19 protein-coding genes are annotated in these 16023 nt (G+C 61.9%); 11 read left to right on the top strand and 8 right to left on the bottom strand.

The features are described 5' to 3' along the window. The 5 genes from Q8R73_RS09220 to Q8R73_RS09240 all read right to left on the bottom strand — a co-directional run. Positions 1-1181 (bottom strand): amidohydrolase family protein (locus Q8R73_RS09220; protein ID WP_305719236.1); only part of this gene is annotated, 1181 nt, incomplete at its 3' end. Between the two features lie 26 nt (positions 1182-1207). Continuing rightward, positions 1208-1789, bottom strand: a complete 582-nt coding sequence (locus tag Q8R73_RS09225) for an amino acid synthesis family protein (RefSeq protein ID WP_305719237.1) — start codon at positions 1787-1789, stop codon at positions 1208-1210. 391 nt (positions 1790-2180) lie between these two features. Next, on the bottom strand, positions 2181-3290 hold the full coding sequence (locus Q8R73_RS09230) for a YeeE/YedE family protein (RefSeq protein ID WP_305719238.1): 1110 nt from the start codon (positions 3288-3290) through the stop codon (positions 2181-2183). 96 nt (positions 3291-3386) lie between these two features. Continuing rightward, a complete protein-coding gene (locus Q8R73_RS09235) occupies positions 3387-3764 on the bottom strand; it encodes a metalloregulator ArsR/SmtB family transcription factor (protein WP_305719239.1) in 378 nt (125 codons plus the stop codon). Between the two features lie 37 nt (positions 3765-3801). Beyond that, positions 3802-4197 carry a thioredoxin family protein gene (locus Q8R73_RS09240; RefSeq protein WP_305719240.1) on the bottom strand — a complete coding sequence of 132 codons (396 nt, stop codon included), beginning with the start codon at positions 4195-4197 and terminating at the stop codon, positions 3802-3804. Positions 4198-4246: 49 nt separating this feature from the next. Here Q8R73_RS09240 and Q8R73_RS09245 point away from each other — a divergent pair, with 49 nt between their 5' ends. Together Q8R73_RS09245 and Q8R73_RS09250 are read left to right on the top strand one after the other, a co-directional pair. Continuing rightward, positions 4247-4990, top strand: coding sequence for a cytochrome c biogenesis CcdA family protein (locus Q8R73_RS09245; RefSeq protein ID WP_305719241.1), 744 nt, complete (start codon positions 4247-4249; stop codon positions 4988-4990). A 22-nt stretch (positions 4991-5012) separates the two neighbouring features. Beyond that, positions 5013-5600 carry a thioredoxin family protein gene (locus Q8R73_RS09250; RefSeq protein ID WP_305719242.1) on the top strand — a complete coding sequence of 196 codons (588 nt, stop codon included), beginning with the start codon at positions 5013-5015 and terminating at the stop codon, positions 5598-5600. A 26-nt stretch (positions 5601-5626) separates the two neighbouring features. On the opposite strand, the gene Q8R73_RS09255 is transcribed toward Q8R73_RS09250, so the two are convergent. The 3 genes from Q8R73_RS09255 to soxA are packed head-to-tail and all read right to left on the bottom strand — an operon-like array spanning position 5627 to position 7665. Next, positions 5627-6127: a heme-binding protein gene (locus Q8R73_RS09255; protein ID WP_305719243.1), complete on the bottom strand. Its 501-nt coding sequence runs from the start codon at positions 6125-6127 to the stop codon at positions 5627-5629. Positions 6128-6184: 57 nt separating this feature from the next. Then, a complete protein-coding gene (soxX, locus tag Q8R73_RS09260; RefSeq protein WP_305719244.1) occupies positions 6185-6832 on the bottom strand; it encodes a sulfur oxidation c-type cytochrome SoxX in 648 nt (215 codons plus the stop codon). Between the two features lie 11 nt (positions 6833-6843). Then, positions 6844-7665, bottom strand: a complete 822-nt coding sequence (soxA, locus tag Q8R73_RS09265; protein ID WP_305719321.1) for a sulfur oxidation c-type cytochrome SoxA — start codon at positions 7663-7665, stop codon at positions 6844-6846. A gap of 184 nt (positions 7666-7849) precedes the next feature. Between soxA and soxY the strand changes: the two genes are divergently transcribed. The 9 genes from soxY to Q8R73_RS09310 all read left to right on the top strand — a co-directional run bounded on the left by soxY (position 7850) and on the right by Q8R73_RS09310 (position 16020). Further along, positions 7850-8314, top strand: a complete 465-nt coding sequence (gene soxY, locus Q8R73_RS09270; protein WP_305719245.1) for a thiosulfate oxidation carrier protein SoxY — start codon at positions 7850-7852, stop codon at positions 8312-8314. Between the two features lie 41 nt (positions 8315-8355). After that, the gene (soxZ, locus tag Q8R73_RS09275) at positions 8356-8688 is read left to right on the top strand and encodes a thiosulfate oxidation carrier complex protein SoxZ (protein WP_305719246.1); all 333 of its coding nucleotides are present in this window, start codon (positions 8356-8358) and stop codon (positions 8686-8688) included. Positions 8689-8779: 91 nt separating this feature from the next. Continuing rightward, on the top strand, positions 8780-10477 hold the full coding sequence (gene soxB / locus Q8R73_RS09280; protein WP_305719247.1) for a thiosulfohydrolase SoxB: 1698 nt from the start codon (positions 8780-8782) through the stop codon (positions 10475-10477). 74 nt (positions 10478-10551) lie between these two features. Then, a complete protein-coding gene (gene soxC, locus Q8R73_RS09285) occupies positions 10552-11832 on the top strand; it encodes a sulfite dehydrogenase (RefSeq protein WP_305719248.1) in 1281 nt (426 codons plus the stop codon). Next, the gene (locus Q8R73_RS09290) at positions 11816-12508 is read left to right on the top strand and encodes a c-type cytochrome (RefSeq protein ID WP_371126065.1); all 693 of its coding nucleotides are present in this window, start codon (positions 11816-11818) and stop codon (positions 12506-12508) included. The genes soxC and Q8R73_RS09290 overlap by 17 nt, the downstream gene beginning before the upstream one ends. Beyond that, entirely contained in the window at positions 12508-12834 is a 327-nt protein-coding gene (locus Q8R73_RS09295) for a c-type cytochrome (protein ID WP_305719249.1), read from the top strand. The genes Q8R73_RS09290 and Q8R73_RS09295 overlap by 1 nt, the downstream gene beginning before the upstream one ends. 129 nt (positions 12835-12963) lie before the next feature. Further along, positions 12964-14241 carry an NAD(P)/FAD-dependent oxidoreductase gene (locus Q8R73_RS09300; RefSeq protein ID WP_305719250.1) on the top strand — a complete coding sequence of 426 codons (1278 nt, stop codon included), beginning with the start codon at positions 12964-12966 and terminating at the stop codon, positions 14239-14241. Between the two features lie 102 nt (positions 14242-14343). Further along, entirely contained in the window at positions 14344-14733 is a 390-nt protein-coding gene (locus Q8R73_RS09305) for a cytochrome c family protein (RefSeq protein WP_305719251.1), read from the top strand. Positions 14734-14916: 183 nt separating this feature from the next. After that, a complete protein-coding gene (locus Q8R73_RS09310; RefSeq protein ID WP_305719252.1) occupies positions 14917-16020 on the top strand; it encodes a YeeE/YedE family protein in 1104 nt (367 codons plus the stop codon). The last annotated feature ends 3 nt before the right edge of the window (positions 16021-16023 follow it).

Here is a 16023-nt window from a genome sequence, read left to right on the forward strand (position 1 = left end):
GAGAAATCGCGGGGCAGGCGGTTTTCGGCGACGCGTACGTCGCGGATCGCGGCCGGGGTGTTGCGGCTGCGGCCGACAAAGCGCGGGATGCCATCGGTGACCACGGCGGCGACCGCGGGCACGTCACCGTTCCGCAAGGCCGAAAGCGCATCGTCCTGCGAGCCGCCGGCGCAGGCGTCGATCAACACCACGTCGGCGTCCTTGCCGACCTGCAGCAGGCCCGAATTCAGGCGATAGACCCGGGCATTGTTGCCGGTCGCGGCGGCGATCGCCTGTTCCGGCCGCATGCCGCCGAGGCTGGCGAGATGACTGATGGTGTAGAACATGCCGAGCGGCATGATTCCGCTGCCCGTCGGCGTATCGGTGGCGATCAGCAGGCGTTCGGGCTGCCCCGCATCGTCGAGCAATTTTGCGGTGAGCAATGCGGTGCGCAGGTTGCCGGCGGTACAGAGCTGCAGCGCGATGTCGCTTTCATTGACGAGGCGCGGAAAGCCGGCCTCGGGCATCGCGGTCGGGCCGCCATTGACGTGAAACGAGACGCTTGGGTTCGACGCCAGCACATGCTCGGCCCAGATGCCGGATGATCCGGGGATGGAGGATCCGCCGGTGTGCATGGTGGTGATCATGCCGAGCCGGCGTGCTGCCTGCATCAGCGGGGCGTAATCGAACGGCGTGTCGAACGCGCCGAAACCGGCCTTGGCCAGCCACAGCCCGGCCGCCACCAGCTCTTCGAGATCGCCTTCCGTGAGGCCTGGCTCGAGGATGATCGAGCCGGCGTGAACCCGCATGCCGCCAGGGCGGTAATCGAGGAAACAGGCGCGCGCGGCGAGCGCCAGCGCCTTGACGCCGGCGGGATCCTTCGGCCGGCCCGGCACGTGCACTTCGGAGGCGGTGATCGCCGTCGTGGTCCCGCCGTGCAGATAGCTTTCGAGGTAGCCAACCACCCGCTGCCGCGGCGTGTAGTCGCCGAAGGTGATGTGGACGTGGCTGTCGATCAACCCGGGAATGGCGGTGCAGCCCGCGGCGTCGATCACGACGTCGCAGCCCGCCGTTTGCGCGGAGGACAAGGTACCGATCGCGGCGATGCGACCGTCCTGCATCAGGATGCTGTCAGCCTCGGAAAACGGCGTCTTGAGGTCGCCGGTGACGATGGTGCCGAGATTGACGATGGCAGTCCGCATGATGTCGCTCCGCAGTTTGCGTTGTTCTAACGCAGCCCGTCCTTGCCGACGATCGCATTGGCGGCGAGGCCGCCGACTCGCGCATTGAGGCGGCCGCGGTTGGCGAGACATACGATCAATGCGACTTCATCGGCGGCGGGCGCGTCCGGCGGCAGCGTGACCGAGACGCCGTCATAATGCGAGCGGACATACAGCGCGTCCTTGTGCGCCAGCGGCACGTCGATCAGGCAGCCGGGCGCCGCAAGCTTGGTGAAGGACGGGATCCAGGCCTCTGCGCCGCCGACCGCCGCGCGCAGCGGAGTCGCGAACACGGTCGTCAGCATGGCATTGGCATGTTCCAGTTCGCCACCAAGTCCGACCACGCCGCCCTTGCCGTAGCTTTCGACCTTGAACGAACCCATCGCCTCGACCGCGAGCCTGGCCAGCACTTCGCCGATGGCGACACTGGCGGCAATCGCTTCGGAGAGATCCTCGACATAGCGTCCGGCATAGGGATTGGCGACGATCGCCACCGCCGCGACCCGGCGCAGCGGCTGCTCGTGGCGGCGGCCGCCTTCGACCTCCTTGTGGTCGGTCGTGCACAGCAGGCGGCGGATATCGAGCTTCATGGATGACCTCAAGGCGGTGGGCCTGCCACATTTGAACGGCGACGGAATACGACGGAGCGAAAGTTCACTTGCAGTAGAAAACGAACTACTACAACAATCAATATTGTCCTGCATCGCTTGCCAGAAAAACAAGAGTAGCTGGCTCCGTAATGGCGAACGACCTGCACGCCGGATTGCCGAAGGACCGCTACACGGTGCACACCTCGCGAATGTCGGCAACGCGGGGCTCGACTTGTTCGTGTTTGGCTGCACCTCGGGCGGTTCGTTGTTCGGGCTGGAATACGATCGCAATGTTGCGAACTGGGCGAAGCGGCGAAGTGCGAGTCGCTCGGCACCATCTCGGTAATGAACCAGGCCTTCGCTTTCGATAAATTGCGCGGTCTTCGATCTCCTATTTCGGCAGATAATTCCGGCGGCGCAAATGAGCCCAGCCGCGTCGAATCATTTCTTTCGGCGTGCTGTCGACCAGCGTGGCGATGCCGAGCCGGGCGCCGAGGATCATGCCGCCCACGGCAAACGGCCAGGACAGCGACAGCATCGATCCGGCGGTGATGCCTTGACCAATGGTGCAGCCTCCGGCAAGGATTCCACCAATGCCCATCAGGGCGGCACCGCAAAGATGGCGCCGCATTTCGTGGTCATCGTCGAAGGCCTCCCACCGCAATTCGCCCGCGCTCCACGCCGCGAGCCAGGATCCGGCGACGACACCGAACACGCTGCCGACTCCGAAATCCAGGAAATTCGCGGCATTGAGCAGTCCCGCATAAATCGCCCTTCCAACCGTCGACACAAAAGTCAGGCTTTGCGGACGGACCGGATTGTCGAAATTGTCTCCGAACCAGGATGTCGCGGCCCATCCTGCCACCGTCAGAAGGCCCAGTACGATTCCGGCCGACAGCAGGCGAGGCGTACGCCTCAGTCTCGGGTCGCCGAGCGCAAGCCAGCAAAGGGCGCCGCCTGCGGTCGCGGCGATCGCGACACGCACATCCAGGCCCAGGGCGTGCGTCGAGAGCGATGCCATGTCGGACCGCGCGCCGTCAGGCATGGCAATGGAAATGCCTTCCAGAACCGTGATGCGAAAGCTGGCGAACGCGCCGCGCAGCGTTGCATAGGCGGTCACCCCGAGGATGAGGATCACGATCAGGCTGCGCAGGTCACCTGTCCCCAGTCGCACCAGCGAACCGAAGCCGCAGGTCCCGACCATTGCCATGCCGGTCCCGAACATCAAACTGCCGATCAAGATCGCGACCAGTGGAAGGGCCGTGGGCGTGTAGCTCGTTTGTTCCGGGTCGAGAAAGCCGCCGATGATCAGCGCCTGCGTACCGAGGATCGCGATCCCGAGCGCCAGCCCGAAAATTCGGAGGCGACGGCTGTCGCCTCCCATCAACGCGTCCTCGATGGCTCCAAATGAGCATAGCCTGGCGCGGCGCACGGCAAACCCTGCAGCTCCGCCGATGGCAAAGCCAGCCAGCGCGAGCATCCAGCCAGACAGATTCTGCATGGCGTCTCTCCCGGGTCCGGCGCCGGCTTGCCTGGCGAATTATGGCTTGCCCGGCGAATTGCCGAACGGCCATGTCACCACTCTGCCGCGCGGCAGTTATTTCCTGGCGTCGGCAACCGCCGTTGCACAAAAGATGTCGTAAACGACCGAAATCACGCGACGCACATCCTCGTTGGCAAGACTGTAGTAGATCGTCTTGCCGTCGCGTCGCGTGTCGACCATTCCGTCATAGCGCAGGCGCGCCAGTTGCTGCGAAACGGCGGACTGGCGCAATGAAAGAATGTTTTCGAGCTCCGTCACCGACCGTTCACGCTCCGCCAGCAGGCAAAGCAGCAGAAGGCGGTTCTCGTGCGAGAGGGCTTTCAGAAAATTGCTGGCCTTTCTCGCCTTGCGCATCAACTGATCGAGTTCGGGCGAATACTCCGCGCCGTCGCGAAGTTCCGTCTCAAGGTCGGTCGAAAGGATCGATGTCATGGCGTCAGCGTGCCTTCAACTTGCCAAGTGATATTGCCTAGCTCGGATTGTTCTCGGGCCGTGAAGTTTCAATCTTGCTTACGAACGTGCCCAGCAATCCCCAGAATGCGGCGTCGTTGACGTAGCCGGTGATGCGTCCGATCTCGCGGCCGTTTTCCACCACCACGAAAGTTGGCGTGTAGCGCACCGGCGAAACGAGCGCGACACCGGATGCCGCCGGCCTGTCGATGTTGACGTGCCGCAATGGGAGCACCCTGGCTTCGTCGGTCTTGCCATAGCTGGAGCCGACGTCCCGGTCCCACCTCTGACACCAGACGCAGCCGTCGCGCCCGAACACCAGGAGTTCGGCCGCATCCGATGTCACCGGCCAAAACGCTGCTGCCAGCAGGAACAGCCGCAAGATGGGAAATTTCTTCAGCGTTTTCGCAATCATATGCTACATATAGACGAATTCGCATGTATCTGCCAGAGCCGGTAACGCTGTGATTTCAAATATTTCCCTGCTCGGGGCGTTGGGCGCGGGGCTGCTGTCCTTTCTCTCGCCCTGCATCCTGCCCTTGGTGCCACCCTATCTTTGCTTCCTTGCGGGGATCAGCCTCGACGATCTGACGCGAACCGGGCAGGGCCAGGTCGCGCGGCGGAATTGGCGCGTGGTGGCCTTGTCCTTCGCATTCGTACTCGGGTTTGCCACCGTGTTCGTCGCGCTCGGCGCTTCCGCCTCGTTGATTGGAAAAGCCGTCACCGCGCATTTCGAAACGCTCGGAATGATCGCCGGCCTGATTATCCTGATCCTTGGCCTGCATTTTCTCGGCGTATTCAGGATCGGCCTGCTGTTTCGGGAGGCCCGTTTTCAGACATCGCGCAGCGGGGCCGGCTATCTCGGCGCCTACGTCGTGGGACTCGCTTTTGCCTTTGGCTGGACCCCGTGCGTAGGTCCGGTGCTCGCAGCGATCCTCATCGTCGCCGGAGTGGAGGGATCGGCAGCGCGCGGAGCGACATTGCTCGGCTTCTATGCGCTGGGAATCGGAATTCCGTTCCTGCTGGCGGCTTTTTTTGCCGGCCATTTCATCCGACTGATGGGTCGGATGCGCAACCATATGAACCTCATCGAGAAGGTGATTGGTGCCGGCCTTGTGCTGACGGGCGTTCTGTTTTTGACTGGCGCGATGCCGCGCATCGCCGGCTGGCTGTTGCAGACATTCCCCGCCCTGGGATCGATCGGCTGAACGATAGCGAAAGGATGCCGCGATGCTGAAACCTGGATATCGCCTGAACCGAAGGAACGCCCTCGCCGTGCTGGGGCTTGGCGCTCTCGGCTTACGCGCGGCCCCCGCCGCGGCAGCGGCGAGGCTCGGCGATGACGGGCTCTATCAGATGGACTGGTATCTGGAGAGCTTCCTCGATCTTTCCGAAGATCTCGCCGGCGCTACGGAAAAGGGCAAGCGCTTCGCCATCATGTGGGGACTCAAAGGGTGCCCTTCCTGCAAGAAGATGCACGAGGTCCATCTGGCTGACCCGAAGATCGAGAGCTATATCCGCGACAATTTCGAGATCCTGCATCTCAACCACATCGGATCGCGCACCGTCACGGACTTCGATGGTCGCAAGTTGAGCGAAAAGGCGCTCGGCGAAGCATACGGAATTCGCTTCACGCCGACGATTCAGTTTTTCCCCGAGAAGCCGGCCGGTCTTTCCGCTTTGCGCGGGCAGGCGCGAGAGGTCGTCCGCATGCCCGGACTGCTGGAGCCCCAGGAGTTTCTCGCCATGTTCCGTTACGTGCGGGAAAAGGTTTACGACACTTTGTCGTTCCCTGACTGGCTCAGGAAGCCGGCCTGAGCCAGGCCTCCGGCGCCGCGGCTGTTCTAGAAATCCAGCTTGTCCCTGATCGCGTCTATTCCGGCCTTGGCGCAGGCATCGTCGGCGTCCCCTCCTGGTGCGCCTGAAACGCCAACGGCACCGACCATCGAGCCACCACCTTCGATGACCATGCCGCCGCCGAGGATGACGGCACCCGGCAGGTCACGCAGACCGGATTGCGGCATGCCCGGCTGGCTGATCGCCATCAGCGCGCTCGTGTCGGTACGAAAGGACGCCGCGGTCCAGGCCTTGCCGGCGGCCGTCGCCGGGGTATGCGCGCCGGCAAAGCGGTCGCGCAGCATGACCTGGGTCACGCCGAAGCGATCGACCACCGCCACCGCTACCTGGTATCCGCGCTTGCGGCATTCAGCGAGGGCGGCACGGGCGGAGTCCAGCGCAAGCTCCGGACTCAGCAATTTATAGGTGACGAGAGCCTCCTGCGCGCCGCCAGGCAGCGCCGTCAGCGCGACGATGGCCGATGCCAGCACCAAGCTTCGAAACGCCATGCTACGTCCTCCTTCATGCGCCGCCGCAAGCCCGAACGGATCGTCGGCCCGGTGCGGCTATTTGTTGACCGGGGATTCCGGATCGAACAGCAATGCGACGATGTCCTTGATCTGCTTTTCCGTCAGGAACTTGTTTGCGCCGAAGCGCGGCATATTCGAACATGCCACCACGGCATGTGAATTGTAGATCTTGGTGTAAGCCTGTTTGGCTTCCGCCGGATCAAATTTGCGGTCCTTGCCGTAAGAAGTCAGACTCGGGCCGAGCGTGCCGTAACTGACTTCCGCGAGCTCCAACTGGTGGCAGGCATAGCAATTGCCGCCGTTCACGGTTTTCTCGTTGTCGGAGAACTGTCCGCCGCGACCGTTGTTGGCGATTTTCTTGCCTTCCTTCCAGTCGCCGAGCAGTTTCCCGTCCGCTGGAAATACGACCTTGGCCAGTTCGCGCTGGACGATCTTGTCGGCCTCGGCGGACGGTACGTCGTTGCGGAAGTTGTTGCAGGTCTTCAGGGATTCATCCGGCTCAATTCTCGCCTGCCATTCCGGCGGGGCTTTGCCGAAAGTCGACTTCAGATAGGCATCTATCACGGCGGGATCGGCTTGCTTGGCGGCGGCTTGCTTGGGTGCGGTTTGCGCATCAGCCGTCAGCGGCAATACGATCGTTCCGGCGACGAGAACGAGAGCAGCGGTTTTCAGAATCGTTTTCATGGCGCGCTCCCTCAGCGTTTGATCGACGGTACGTTGATTTCACCGCCGAGCGCCTGCTTGTTCAGGAAGACGGTCAGCGCGGTGAGGCTATCGGAAGCATATTCCGGGACGGGCCAGCGCTGCTGACGGTAGCAGTCCCACAACCGATGCTGCATCGTGCGCAACGCGCCTTGCGACACCCGGTAGGTCGGCCATGATCCCATGGTCTCCTGAGCCTGCTTGCCGGCCTTGGACAACTCCGGCAAACCCTGCAACCGGATTCGCTTGCCTTCTTCGGCGTGACAGGTGGCACAGGCGAAATCCATCACGCCACCGCGCCTGAAGAACAGAGCCTCGCCGACGGCTGCCATTTCCGCCTCTTTGGGGTGGCCGAGTTGCACGTCGATTTTCATGCCGTTCGACTTATTGGCGATAAAGGCGACCAGATCCTCCATGTCGGAGGCGCGACCCGGTCCGGAAAACCGGCGCGCGATCACGTCCTTGGTGTCGAGCCCCTGGACGTTCTGCATGCACCACAGCAGCCGCTGTTCCAGGTCCATGACCTTGTCGGCATCCGCAAAAAACCGGGGTAACTTCGCGAAGGCGCCTTCGAGCTTTCCCGCGCCGAGCCCGAGATCGCACCCTTCAAGCGAAGCATTCTTGCTGCCGCGCTTTTCGCTCCACAGGATTTCTCCGCGATCGACCGCTAGAAATCCCGGGTTCGACATGGGGTCGGAGATCATGGCGCGGTAACGCTCGATCTCCTTCTCGCTCGCGTCCTGCGCGCCCACGTTAAAAGAAATTGTGCACAGCACAAAAGCGGTCAACACGGAACCGATTGCGGCTCGTCTCATCCCTCGTCCTCCCATCCGACGACCGTCTTTCGCGGTCCCTGAAGTCTTTTGCCCGTCAGGCATCTTTACATTCAAAAAAAACAATATAATGATATTTGCAGATCATGATAGATCAAAGTTGGAATCGTCAAGAGATTTCATCATCTAGGGATGCATCAAAGAGATCCCGCGGGAGGACACCCATATGGTTTGGAATTCGGTCGAAACGACTCGCCGCGAAGCGCTCACGCTCGCATCAATGCTCGGATTTGCAGCCCTGCTCGCGCCGAAGATGTCCTTTGCGGACGAGCCGGCGGTCGCCGCGGAAATCAAGAAACTTTACGGCGACAAGAAATTAGAGAGCGGCAAGATCAAGCTCGATGTGCCCGAAATCGCCGAAAACGGTCTCGTGGTGCCGGTCAACGTCGAGGTCGAGAGCCCGATGACCGATGCGGATTACGTCAAGGCGGTGCATGTTTTTGCCGACGGCAATCCGCTGCCGGGTATCGTCAGCTACAAGTTTACGCCCGCCTGCGGCAAGGCTTCCGCCTCGACGCGGATGCGGTTGGCGCAAACCCAGAACATCGTTTGCATCGCTGAAATGTCGAATGGAAATCTCCACATGGCGAAGGCCAATGTGAAGGTGACTATTGGCGGCTGCGGCGGCTGATCGGTCCCTCTCGAAGAAATTGAAATTGACAGGAATTCATCATGTCCATCAAGCCAACCCCGCGCGTTCGCGTTCCGGCCCAGGTCAAGCCAGGCGAAATCTTTGAAATCAAGACCCTGATCTCGCACGAGATGGAATCGGGTCAGCGCAAGGACTCCGCCGGAAAAACCATCCCGCGCAAGATCATCAACAAGTTCGTTGCTGAATTCAACGGCAAGACGGTGTTCGAAGCCGACTGGAATCCCGCGATTTCGGCCAACCCCTATCAGTCGTTCTTCTACAAGGCTGCCGAAAGCGGCGAGTTCACCTTCACCTGGAAGGATGATGACGGTTCGAACTACGTCTCCAAGAACAAGCTGACCGTCGCGGCCTGATCTGCGGGCGTGATGAAATTTGCCTGGAGCCAGGGAGGCATCGAGAGCCTCCCGGCAATGCTCTGAGCCCGAATGTAGCAAGGGTGGATCGATGATATCGAGGCGGGAATTCCTGCAGGCGACGTCGGCTGCGTCGGCGTTGCTGATCGGCAGCGGGGTCGGCGAACTCGGGAGAGTGGCAGCCCAGCAGCGCCTGTCGCAGGCTGACATCACGCGCTTCGACCCGTTGGGGACGGTCACGATTCTGCATGTGACGGACATCCACGCCCAGCTGATGCCGCTGCATTTCCGCGAGCCGTCCGTCAATCTCGGCGTGGGTGAAGTCAAGGGACTTCCGCCGCATCTTTCCGATGCGGAATTCCGCAAGTACTTCAAGATCGCAACCGGTTCAGCCGATGCCTTCGCGCTGACGTCCGACGACTTTGTGGCCATGGCGCGCAACTATGGCCGCATGGGCGGGATGGATCGCATCGCCGCCCTGATCGGGGCCGTGCGAGCCGAGCGCGGCGACGACAAGGTGCTGTTGCTGGATGGCGGCGACACCTGGCAGGGCAGCTGGACTTCACTGCAGACCAAGGCGCAGGATATGGTCGACGTCATGTCGGCGCTGAAGGTCGATGCCATGGTCGGCCATTGGGAATTCACCTACGGCGCCGACCGCGTCAAGGAAATCGCCGACAAGGCGCCGTTCGCATTTCTGGCCCAGAATATCCGCGACAATGAATGGCAGGAACCGGTGTTCGAGGCCCGCAAGACGTTCGAGCGGGGTGGCGCGAAGATCGCCGTGATCGGCCAGGCATTGCCGCGCACCGCCGTTGCCAATCCGCGCTGGATGTTCCCGAAATGGGAGTTCGGCATCCGCGAAGAGGACATGCAAAAGCAGGTCAACGAGGCGCGGGCCGACGGCGCTTCGATCGTCGTGCTTCTTTCGCACAATGGCTTCGACGTCGATCGCAAGCTCGCCGGTCGCGTCAAGGGACTCGACGTCATATTGACCGCACATACCCATGACGCGATGCCCGGCCTCATTCGCGTCGGCGATACCGTTCTGGTCGCCTCCGGTTCGCACGGCAAGTTTGTCTCGCGTCTCGACATCGAAGTGAAGGACAAGAAGGTTGCCGGCGTCCGTTTCAAGCTGATGCCTGTCTTTGCCGACGCCATCGCGCCCGATCCGGCGATGACCGCGCTGGTCGAGAAGGTGAGGGCGCCGTTCGCCAAGGATCTTGCGCGCACGATCGGCAAGACCGACTCCCTGCTCTACCGCCGCGGCAACTTCAACGGCACCTTCGACGATCTGATCTGCAACGCCATGCTCGCGGAGCGCGACGCCGAGATCGCGCTGTCGCCCGGTTTCCGCTGGGGAGGCACGTTGCTTCCCGGCGATACGATCACCTGGGAGCACGTCACCAACGCGACGGCGATCACCTATCCGAACTGCTATCGCAACCAGATGACCGGCGCGCAACTCAAGGAAATACTGGAAGATATTGCGGACAACATCTTCCACCCGGATCCCTATTTCCAGGGCGGCGGCGACATGGTCCGGATCGGCGGGATGGGCTATGCGATCGATATCGCCCAGCCCGCGGGCTCGCGCATTTCGAAACTCACCCATCTGAAGTCGGGCCAGCCAATCGAGGCGTCGAAGGCCTATACGGTCGCGGGCTGGGCGAGCATCAACCAGAACACGCAAGGGCCGCCGATCTGGGATGTCGTTGCCGCCCACGTTTCAAGACTGGGCTCGGTGAACATCGCGCCGAACACGGCAGTCAAGGTCACGGGGATCTGAAACGGGCGATGACGGTGCAATGTTGCGATTAACATATTCACGTATTGAGATAAATAGAGAGAAGGGATGCCCGCATGAGTGACAAGCCGGCAGCGGATAGTCTCAATCGCCGTCGATTTCTTGCAGCCGCGGGGATCGCGGGCACGGGGGCGGCGCTTTCCGCCGCATCGGCCTTTGCCGCGGAGGGCGGCAAACCCGATCCCCTGATCACCGAGGTGCAGGACTGGAATCGCTATCTTGGCGACGGGGTTCAATCCCGGCCATACGGCACGCCGTCGAAGTTCGAAAAGGATGTGGTGCGGCGCGACGTCCCGTGGCTGACGGCGTCACCGGAATCTTCGGTCAACTTCACGCCGCTGCACCGGCTGGACGGAATCATCACGCCGTCGGGACTTTGCTTCGAACGCCATCACGGCGGCATCGCCGAGATCGACCCGGCCGACCACCGACTGATGATCAACGGGCTGGTCGACAGGCCGCTCGTCTTCACCATGGAAGACATCAGGCGCATGCCGCGGGTGAACAAGATCCATTTTCTCGAATGTGCAGCGAATTCCGGCATGGAGTGGCGGGGCGCGCAGCTCAACGGCTGTCAGTTCACGCACGGCATGATCCACAACGTGATGTACACCGGTGTGCCGCTCAAGGTGTTGCTGGATGAGGCCGGACTGAAGCCGAATGCCAAATGGCTCATGCTGGAAGGTGCGGATGCCGCCGGAATGAACCGGTCGCTGCCGATCGAGAAGGCGCTGAACGATGTCCTGATTGCATTTGCGATGAACGGCGAAGCGCTGCGGCCGGAGCAGGGCTATCCCCTGCGCGCGGTGATCCCGGGCTGGGAAGGCAATCTCTGGGTGAAGTGGCTGCGCCGGATCGAAGCCGGCGACCAGCCGTGGCAGACCCGCGAAGAAACCTCGAAATACACCGACCTGCTGGCCGACGGTCGCTCGCGCAGACACACATTCGTCATGGATGCGAAATCGGTGGTGACGAATCCGTCGCCACAGGCGCCGCTCAAACACAAGGGACGCAACGTCCTGACCGGCGTCGCCTGGTCCGGTCGCGGCACGGTCAAGCGGGTCGACGTGACTCTCGACGGCGCCCGTAACTGGCAGTCCGCGCGCATCGACGGTCCGGTGCTCGACAAGTCGCTGGTGCGCTTCTACGTCGATCTCGACTGGAATGGCCAGGAGATGATGATCCAGTCGCGCGCCATTGATTCGACCGGCTACGTCCAGCCGACAAAGGAAGAACTGCGCAAGGTCAGGGGCGTCAATTCAATCTACCACAACAATGGCATTCAGACCTGGCTGGTGCGCACGGGCGGGGAGACCGAAAATGTCGAGATTGGCTAAAATCTTGCTCGCGGGCGTCCTTGGCGGGAGCCTGGCCGCGATGCCGGTCGTGGACGTCTCGGCGCAGCAGGTTGCCGCAAAGTCTTCCGCCAGGATCGGTCTCGGCCGGCCGGCATTGCCGGAGGAAATCAAGGCCTGGGACACCGACGTTCGGCCGGACGGCAAGGGCCTTCCGGTCGGAAAGGGCACGGTGAAAGAGGGCGACGTCTTGTTTCAGGAGAGATGCGCGTCCTGCCACGGCGAGTTCGGCCAGGGGGTCGGCCGATACCCCGTGATCGCCGGCGGGTTAGGCACGCTGAAGGCGGACCGGCCGGACAAGACCGTTGGGTCGTTCTGGCCGGACGCTTCGACGGTATTCGACTACATCAAGCGCTCGATGCCATTCGGCAATGCGCAGTCCTTGACGGACGACGAGACCTACGCGCTGACTGCCTATATTCTCAATTTGAACGACGTTATCAAGGACGAGAACTTCGAACTGAACGAGAAGAATTTTGCATCTGTCAAAATGCCGAATGCGGCGGCATTCTATGGGGATGATCGCGAAACCGCTGAAAAGCACTTCTGGAAGAAGGATCCTTGCATGAAGGACTGTCGCGCAGCGCCCAAAGTGATCGGCCGGGCTGTTTCGGTCGACGTCACTCCCGACAGCAAAGCCGGGCCCAAGGTGGACTGATGGCATTGCCCCGTCTCCCGGCGATGTCGGTCGGCTTGTTGCTGGCAAGCGCATCCACCGGCGCCCCGGCTGGCGACCGTGAACTGGGTGAGTACCTGTCCGCCGAGTGCGTGACCTGCCATCAGATATCGGGCCATGAGACCGGCGCCGTGCCTCGGATCACCGGCTGGCCTGACGATCACTTTGTTGCGGTGATGAACGCTTACAAGGACAAGCACCGGGACAACCCAATCATGCAGACAATTGCTGGGCGGCTGGCGGCAGAGGAGATCGAAGCGCTCGCCGCCTATTTTGGTGCGGTGCAGTCGCAATCTGTCGCAAAATGATGCGCCTGGATCACCCAGGCAAAGCCGGGGCGCAGGGAGTTCGAGTGAAAGTGAGATAGAATTCGCCGGCAAGAAGACCAACGCACTCGGATCGAAAAGTCGGGACGTCAAAACAAACGGGAGGGACCAATGGACTTCAATCGAAGGCAATTGCTGACGGGGACTGCCGCGCTCGCCGGCACGATGATGCTCGGATCACCCGCGGTGCTCGCGCAAGCCAAGCCTCGGGTCGTCGTGATCGGTGGCGGTGCGGGCGGCACGACGGCCGCCAGATACATTGCCAAGGATAGCGCCGGCGCCATCGCGGTGACCCTGGTCGAGCCCAATGCCAATTATCAGACCTGCTTTCACAGCAACCTCTATCTCGGCGGGGTGCGCGACTACGCCTCCATCACGCACGAATACACCGCATTGACCAAGAACAACGGAATTGAACTCGTGCGCGATCGCGCCACGATGATCGACCGCGACAAGAAGGAAGTGGTTCTCGCCGGCGGCCGCCGGCTGCCCTACGACCGCCTCGTGGTGTCTCCGGGCATCGATCTGAAATACGATTCCGTTCCGGGATGGTCGCAGGCGGCCGAAGAAGCGATGCCGCATGCCTGGAAACCGGGCGCCCAGACGCTGCTGCTGCGCAAGCGCCTCGATGCCGTCCCCAATGGCGGCGTGATCGTGATGATCGCCCCGCCGAATCCCTATCGCTGTCCGCCCGGCCCCTATGAGCGCGTCTCGATGATGGCCCATTCGTTGAAGGCCGCCGGCAAGGACCGCTGCAAGATCTTCGTGATCGACCCGAAAGAAACTTTTTCCAAGCAGGGTCTGTTTCAGGAGGGGTGGGAAAAGCACTACAAGGGCATGGTCGAATGGCTCGGCCCGAAAGTCCATGACGGCGTAAAATCGGTCGATGCGGCGAGCGGTACGGTCGTGACCGGCTTTGAGACCTACAAGAATGCCGCGCTGGTCAACGTCATCCCGGCGCAAATGGCCGGAGCGATCGCACGGGATTCGGGGCTGGCGAATGCGAGCGGGTTCTGCGCGATCGATCCTTCCAGCATGAAGTCGGCGGTCGATGCCAATATCTACGTGCTCGGCGACGCCTGCATCGCGGGCGACATGCCGAAGTCGGCATTCTCCGCCAACAGCCAGGCCAAGGTCGCGGCCATGATGATCAGAGGCGAGCTTGTCGCTGCGCGGACCTTCCCGGCCCGCTACACCAACACCTGCTGGAGCCTGATCGATACCGACGATTGCGTGAAAGTCGGGGGCGCCTACGAGGCCAAGGACGGCAAGATTGCGGCATCCTCGACCTTCGTTTCTAAGACCGGCGAAACGGCGGAACTGCGCAAACAGCAGCAGGCTGAGAACATGGGATGGTATGCCGGCATCACGGCCGACATGCTGGGGTGATCCACTCCTGACGCTTTCGGCGGGCTGAATTCGTTACCGCGGATTTGGCCCGCGATTGCGGCTGCGAGCAGCCAACGCATTTTGAAGAAAGGTTGAAGAGGAATGTTCTTTCGTTTGTTTCTGGCAGCGGCATTTTCTGTCGCTGCGGTCTGTGCGGCCAACGCACAGGACGTTGCCGCCGGCGAAAAATCGTTCAACAAGTGCCGCGCCTGTCATCAGGTTGGCGAGACCGCAAAGAACATCATTGGTCCGGTGCTGAACGGGTTGTTCGGCCGAAAGACCGGGACGATCGACGGTTACAATTATTCAGAGGCGAACCGGAATTCCGGACTGGTCTGGGATGAGGCGGTGTTTGCGGAATATATCAAGGACCCAAAGGCGAAAATTCCGGGAACGAAAATGATGTTTTCCGGCATCAAGGGCGAACAGGAAATCAAGGACCTGACCGCGTTCCTCAAGCAATTCGGCAAGGACGGAAAGAAGGCGAACTGAGTCCGTACAGCCTGCTGACAGGACTCTCGCGATACAGATCCTCGCCGCAGGTAGGCGAGGATCGGCGAGATTGGATTGCGCGGGATCAATGACGGGGCGATCGCGGTCAGCGATAGTCTCGCAAAATTTCCCTTATGCGTTTTTGCCCGGCTCCATGAACGCCGGGCAAAGGGACGGACAGCCTTGAACCTGGAATCGTTGATGGAGCTGGTCGGCGAAGCGGTGGTGCTTGCCGTGGGCGGGCTGCTTGTCGGAGCGTTTTTTGGTGCCTTTGCGCAGCTGAGCAAATTCTGCCTGCGCTCCGCGGTGATCGAGTTTTCGAGCGGATTGCTCGGATCGAAAGTCGCCATCTGGTTGCTGACGTTTTCCGCAGCGGTGGTGGGGACCCAGGCCTCGATTGGCCTGGGTCTGCTCGACGTCGACGGAGTCCGTCAGCTTGCGGCCCGTGGCAGCCTTTCCGGCAGCATCATCGGAGGTCTGCTGTTCGGTGCCGGCATGATTCTGGCACGGGGTTGCGCGAGCCGCCTGCTGGTTCTCTCGGCGACGGGAAACCTGCGCGCGCTGGTATCCGGACTGGTGTTGACGGTGGTGGCGCAGGCCTCGTTGAGGGGCGCTCTCTCACCGGCCAGGGAAGCGCTCTCGGAATTGTGGACGGTCGAGGGTGGGGCCTCGCGCAACCTCCTCACGTTGCTGAACGCAGGTCCGGTGGCGGGGGTTTGTCTCGGCGCCTTGGGGTTAGGTCTGGCCTTGTGGCTGGCGCGGCGCGCCCGTATCGGTGTTCCCGTTGCAGGCAGTGCGCTTGGCGTGGGGCTCACGGTCGCCGCGGGCTGGCTGTTTACGTTCCGCATATCCCAGGTTTCGTTCTCCGGGCCCCAGGTCAAGAGTATCAGCTTCACCGGACCGTCGGCCGATACGTTGATGGGCCTGATCAACTCACCGACCATGCCGCTGGGATTCGATACCGGGCTGGTCCCGGGTGTCTTTGCCGGTTCGATGCTCGCGGCCTTGATGGTCCGCGAATGGAAGGTTCAGGGATTTCACGATGGCCCCAGCATGGGGCGTCATCTGTTTGGCGCGTCCCTGATGGGCTTTGGCGGCATGCTCGCCGGCGGATGTGCCGTTGGAGCGGGTGTCACAGGAGGGGCGATCTTTGCTTTAACGGCATGGATCGCGCTGGCTGCCATGTGGGCGGGAGCGCTTGCGACGCACCAGCTCGTTGACGGGAATCTGACGAATCCGGCCGTGTCAGCGGCTCGGCAGCCTGGCAAGACGTCACCACCCCGATGACGC

Origin of the sequence: Bradyrhizobium sp. (genome assembly GCF_030697065.1) — a bacterium.
Lineage (GTDB): Bacteria > Pseudomonadota > Alphaproteobacteria > Rhizobiales > Xanthobacteraceae > Bradyrhizobium.

Coding starts and splice junctions, on each gene's coding strand:
- soxB (WP_305719247.1), top strand. CDS start 8,780: ATGATATCGAGGCGGGAATTCCTGCAGGCGACGTCGGCTGCGTCGGCG.
- Q8R73_RS09305 (WP_305719251.1), top strand. CDS start 14,344: ATGTTCTTTCGTTTGTTTCTGGCAGCGGCATTTTCTGTCGCTGCGGTC.
- Q8R73_RS09225 (WP_305719237.1), bottom strand. CDS start 1,789: ATGAAGCTCGATATCCGCCGCCTGCTGTGCACGACCGACCACAAGGAG.
- soxZ (WP_305719246.1), top strand. CDS start 8,356: ATGTCCATCAAGCCAACCCCGCGCGTTCGCGTTCCGGCCCAGGTCAAG.
- soxC (WP_305719248.1), top strand. CDS start 10,552: ATGAGTGACAAGCCGGCAGCGGATAGTCTCAATCGCCGTCGATTTCTT.
- soxX (WP_305719244.1), bottom strand. CDS start 6,832: ATGAAAACGATTCTGAAAACCGCTGCTCTCGTTCTCGTCGCCGGAACG.
- Q8R73_RS09250 (WP_305719242.1), top strand. CDS start 5,013: ATGCTGAAACCTGGATATCGCCTGAACCGAAGGAACGCCCTCGCCGTG.
- Q8R73_RS09240 (WP_305719240.1), bottom strand. CDS start 4,197: ATGATTGCGAAAACGCTGAAGAAATTTCCCATCTTGCGGCTGTTCCTG.
- soxY (WP_305719245.1), top strand. CDS start 7,850: ATGGTTTGGAATTCGGTCGAAACGACTCGCCGCGAAGCGCTCACGCTC.
- Q8R73_RS09235 (WP_305719239.1), bottom strand. CDS start 3,764: ATGACATCGATCCTTTCGACCGACCTTGAGACGGAACTTCGCGACGGC.
- Q8R73_RS09290 (WP_371126065.1), top strand. CDS start 11,816: ATGTCGAGATTGGCTAAAATCTTGCTCGCGGGCGTCCTTGGCGGGAGC.
- Q8R73_RS09300 (WP_305719250.1), top strand. CDS start 12,964: ATGGACTTCAATCGAAGGCAATTGCTGACGGGGACTGCCGCGCTCGCC.
- Q8R73_RS09295 (WP_305719249.1), top strand. CDS start 12,508: ATGGCATTGCCCCGTCTCCCGGCGATGTCGGTCGGCTTGTTGCTGGCA.
- Q8R73_RS09230 (WP_305719238.1), bottom strand. CDS start 3,290: ATGCAGAATCTGTCTGGCTGGATGCTCGCGCTGGCTGGCTTTGCCATC.
- soxA (WP_305719321.1), bottom strand. CDS start 7,665: ATGAGACGAGCCGCAATCGGTTCCGTGTTGACCGCTTTTGTGCTGTGC.
- Q8R73_RS09255 (WP_305719243.1), bottom strand. CDS start 6,127: ATGGCGTTTCGAAGCTTGGTGCTGGCATCGGCCATCGTCGCGCTGACG.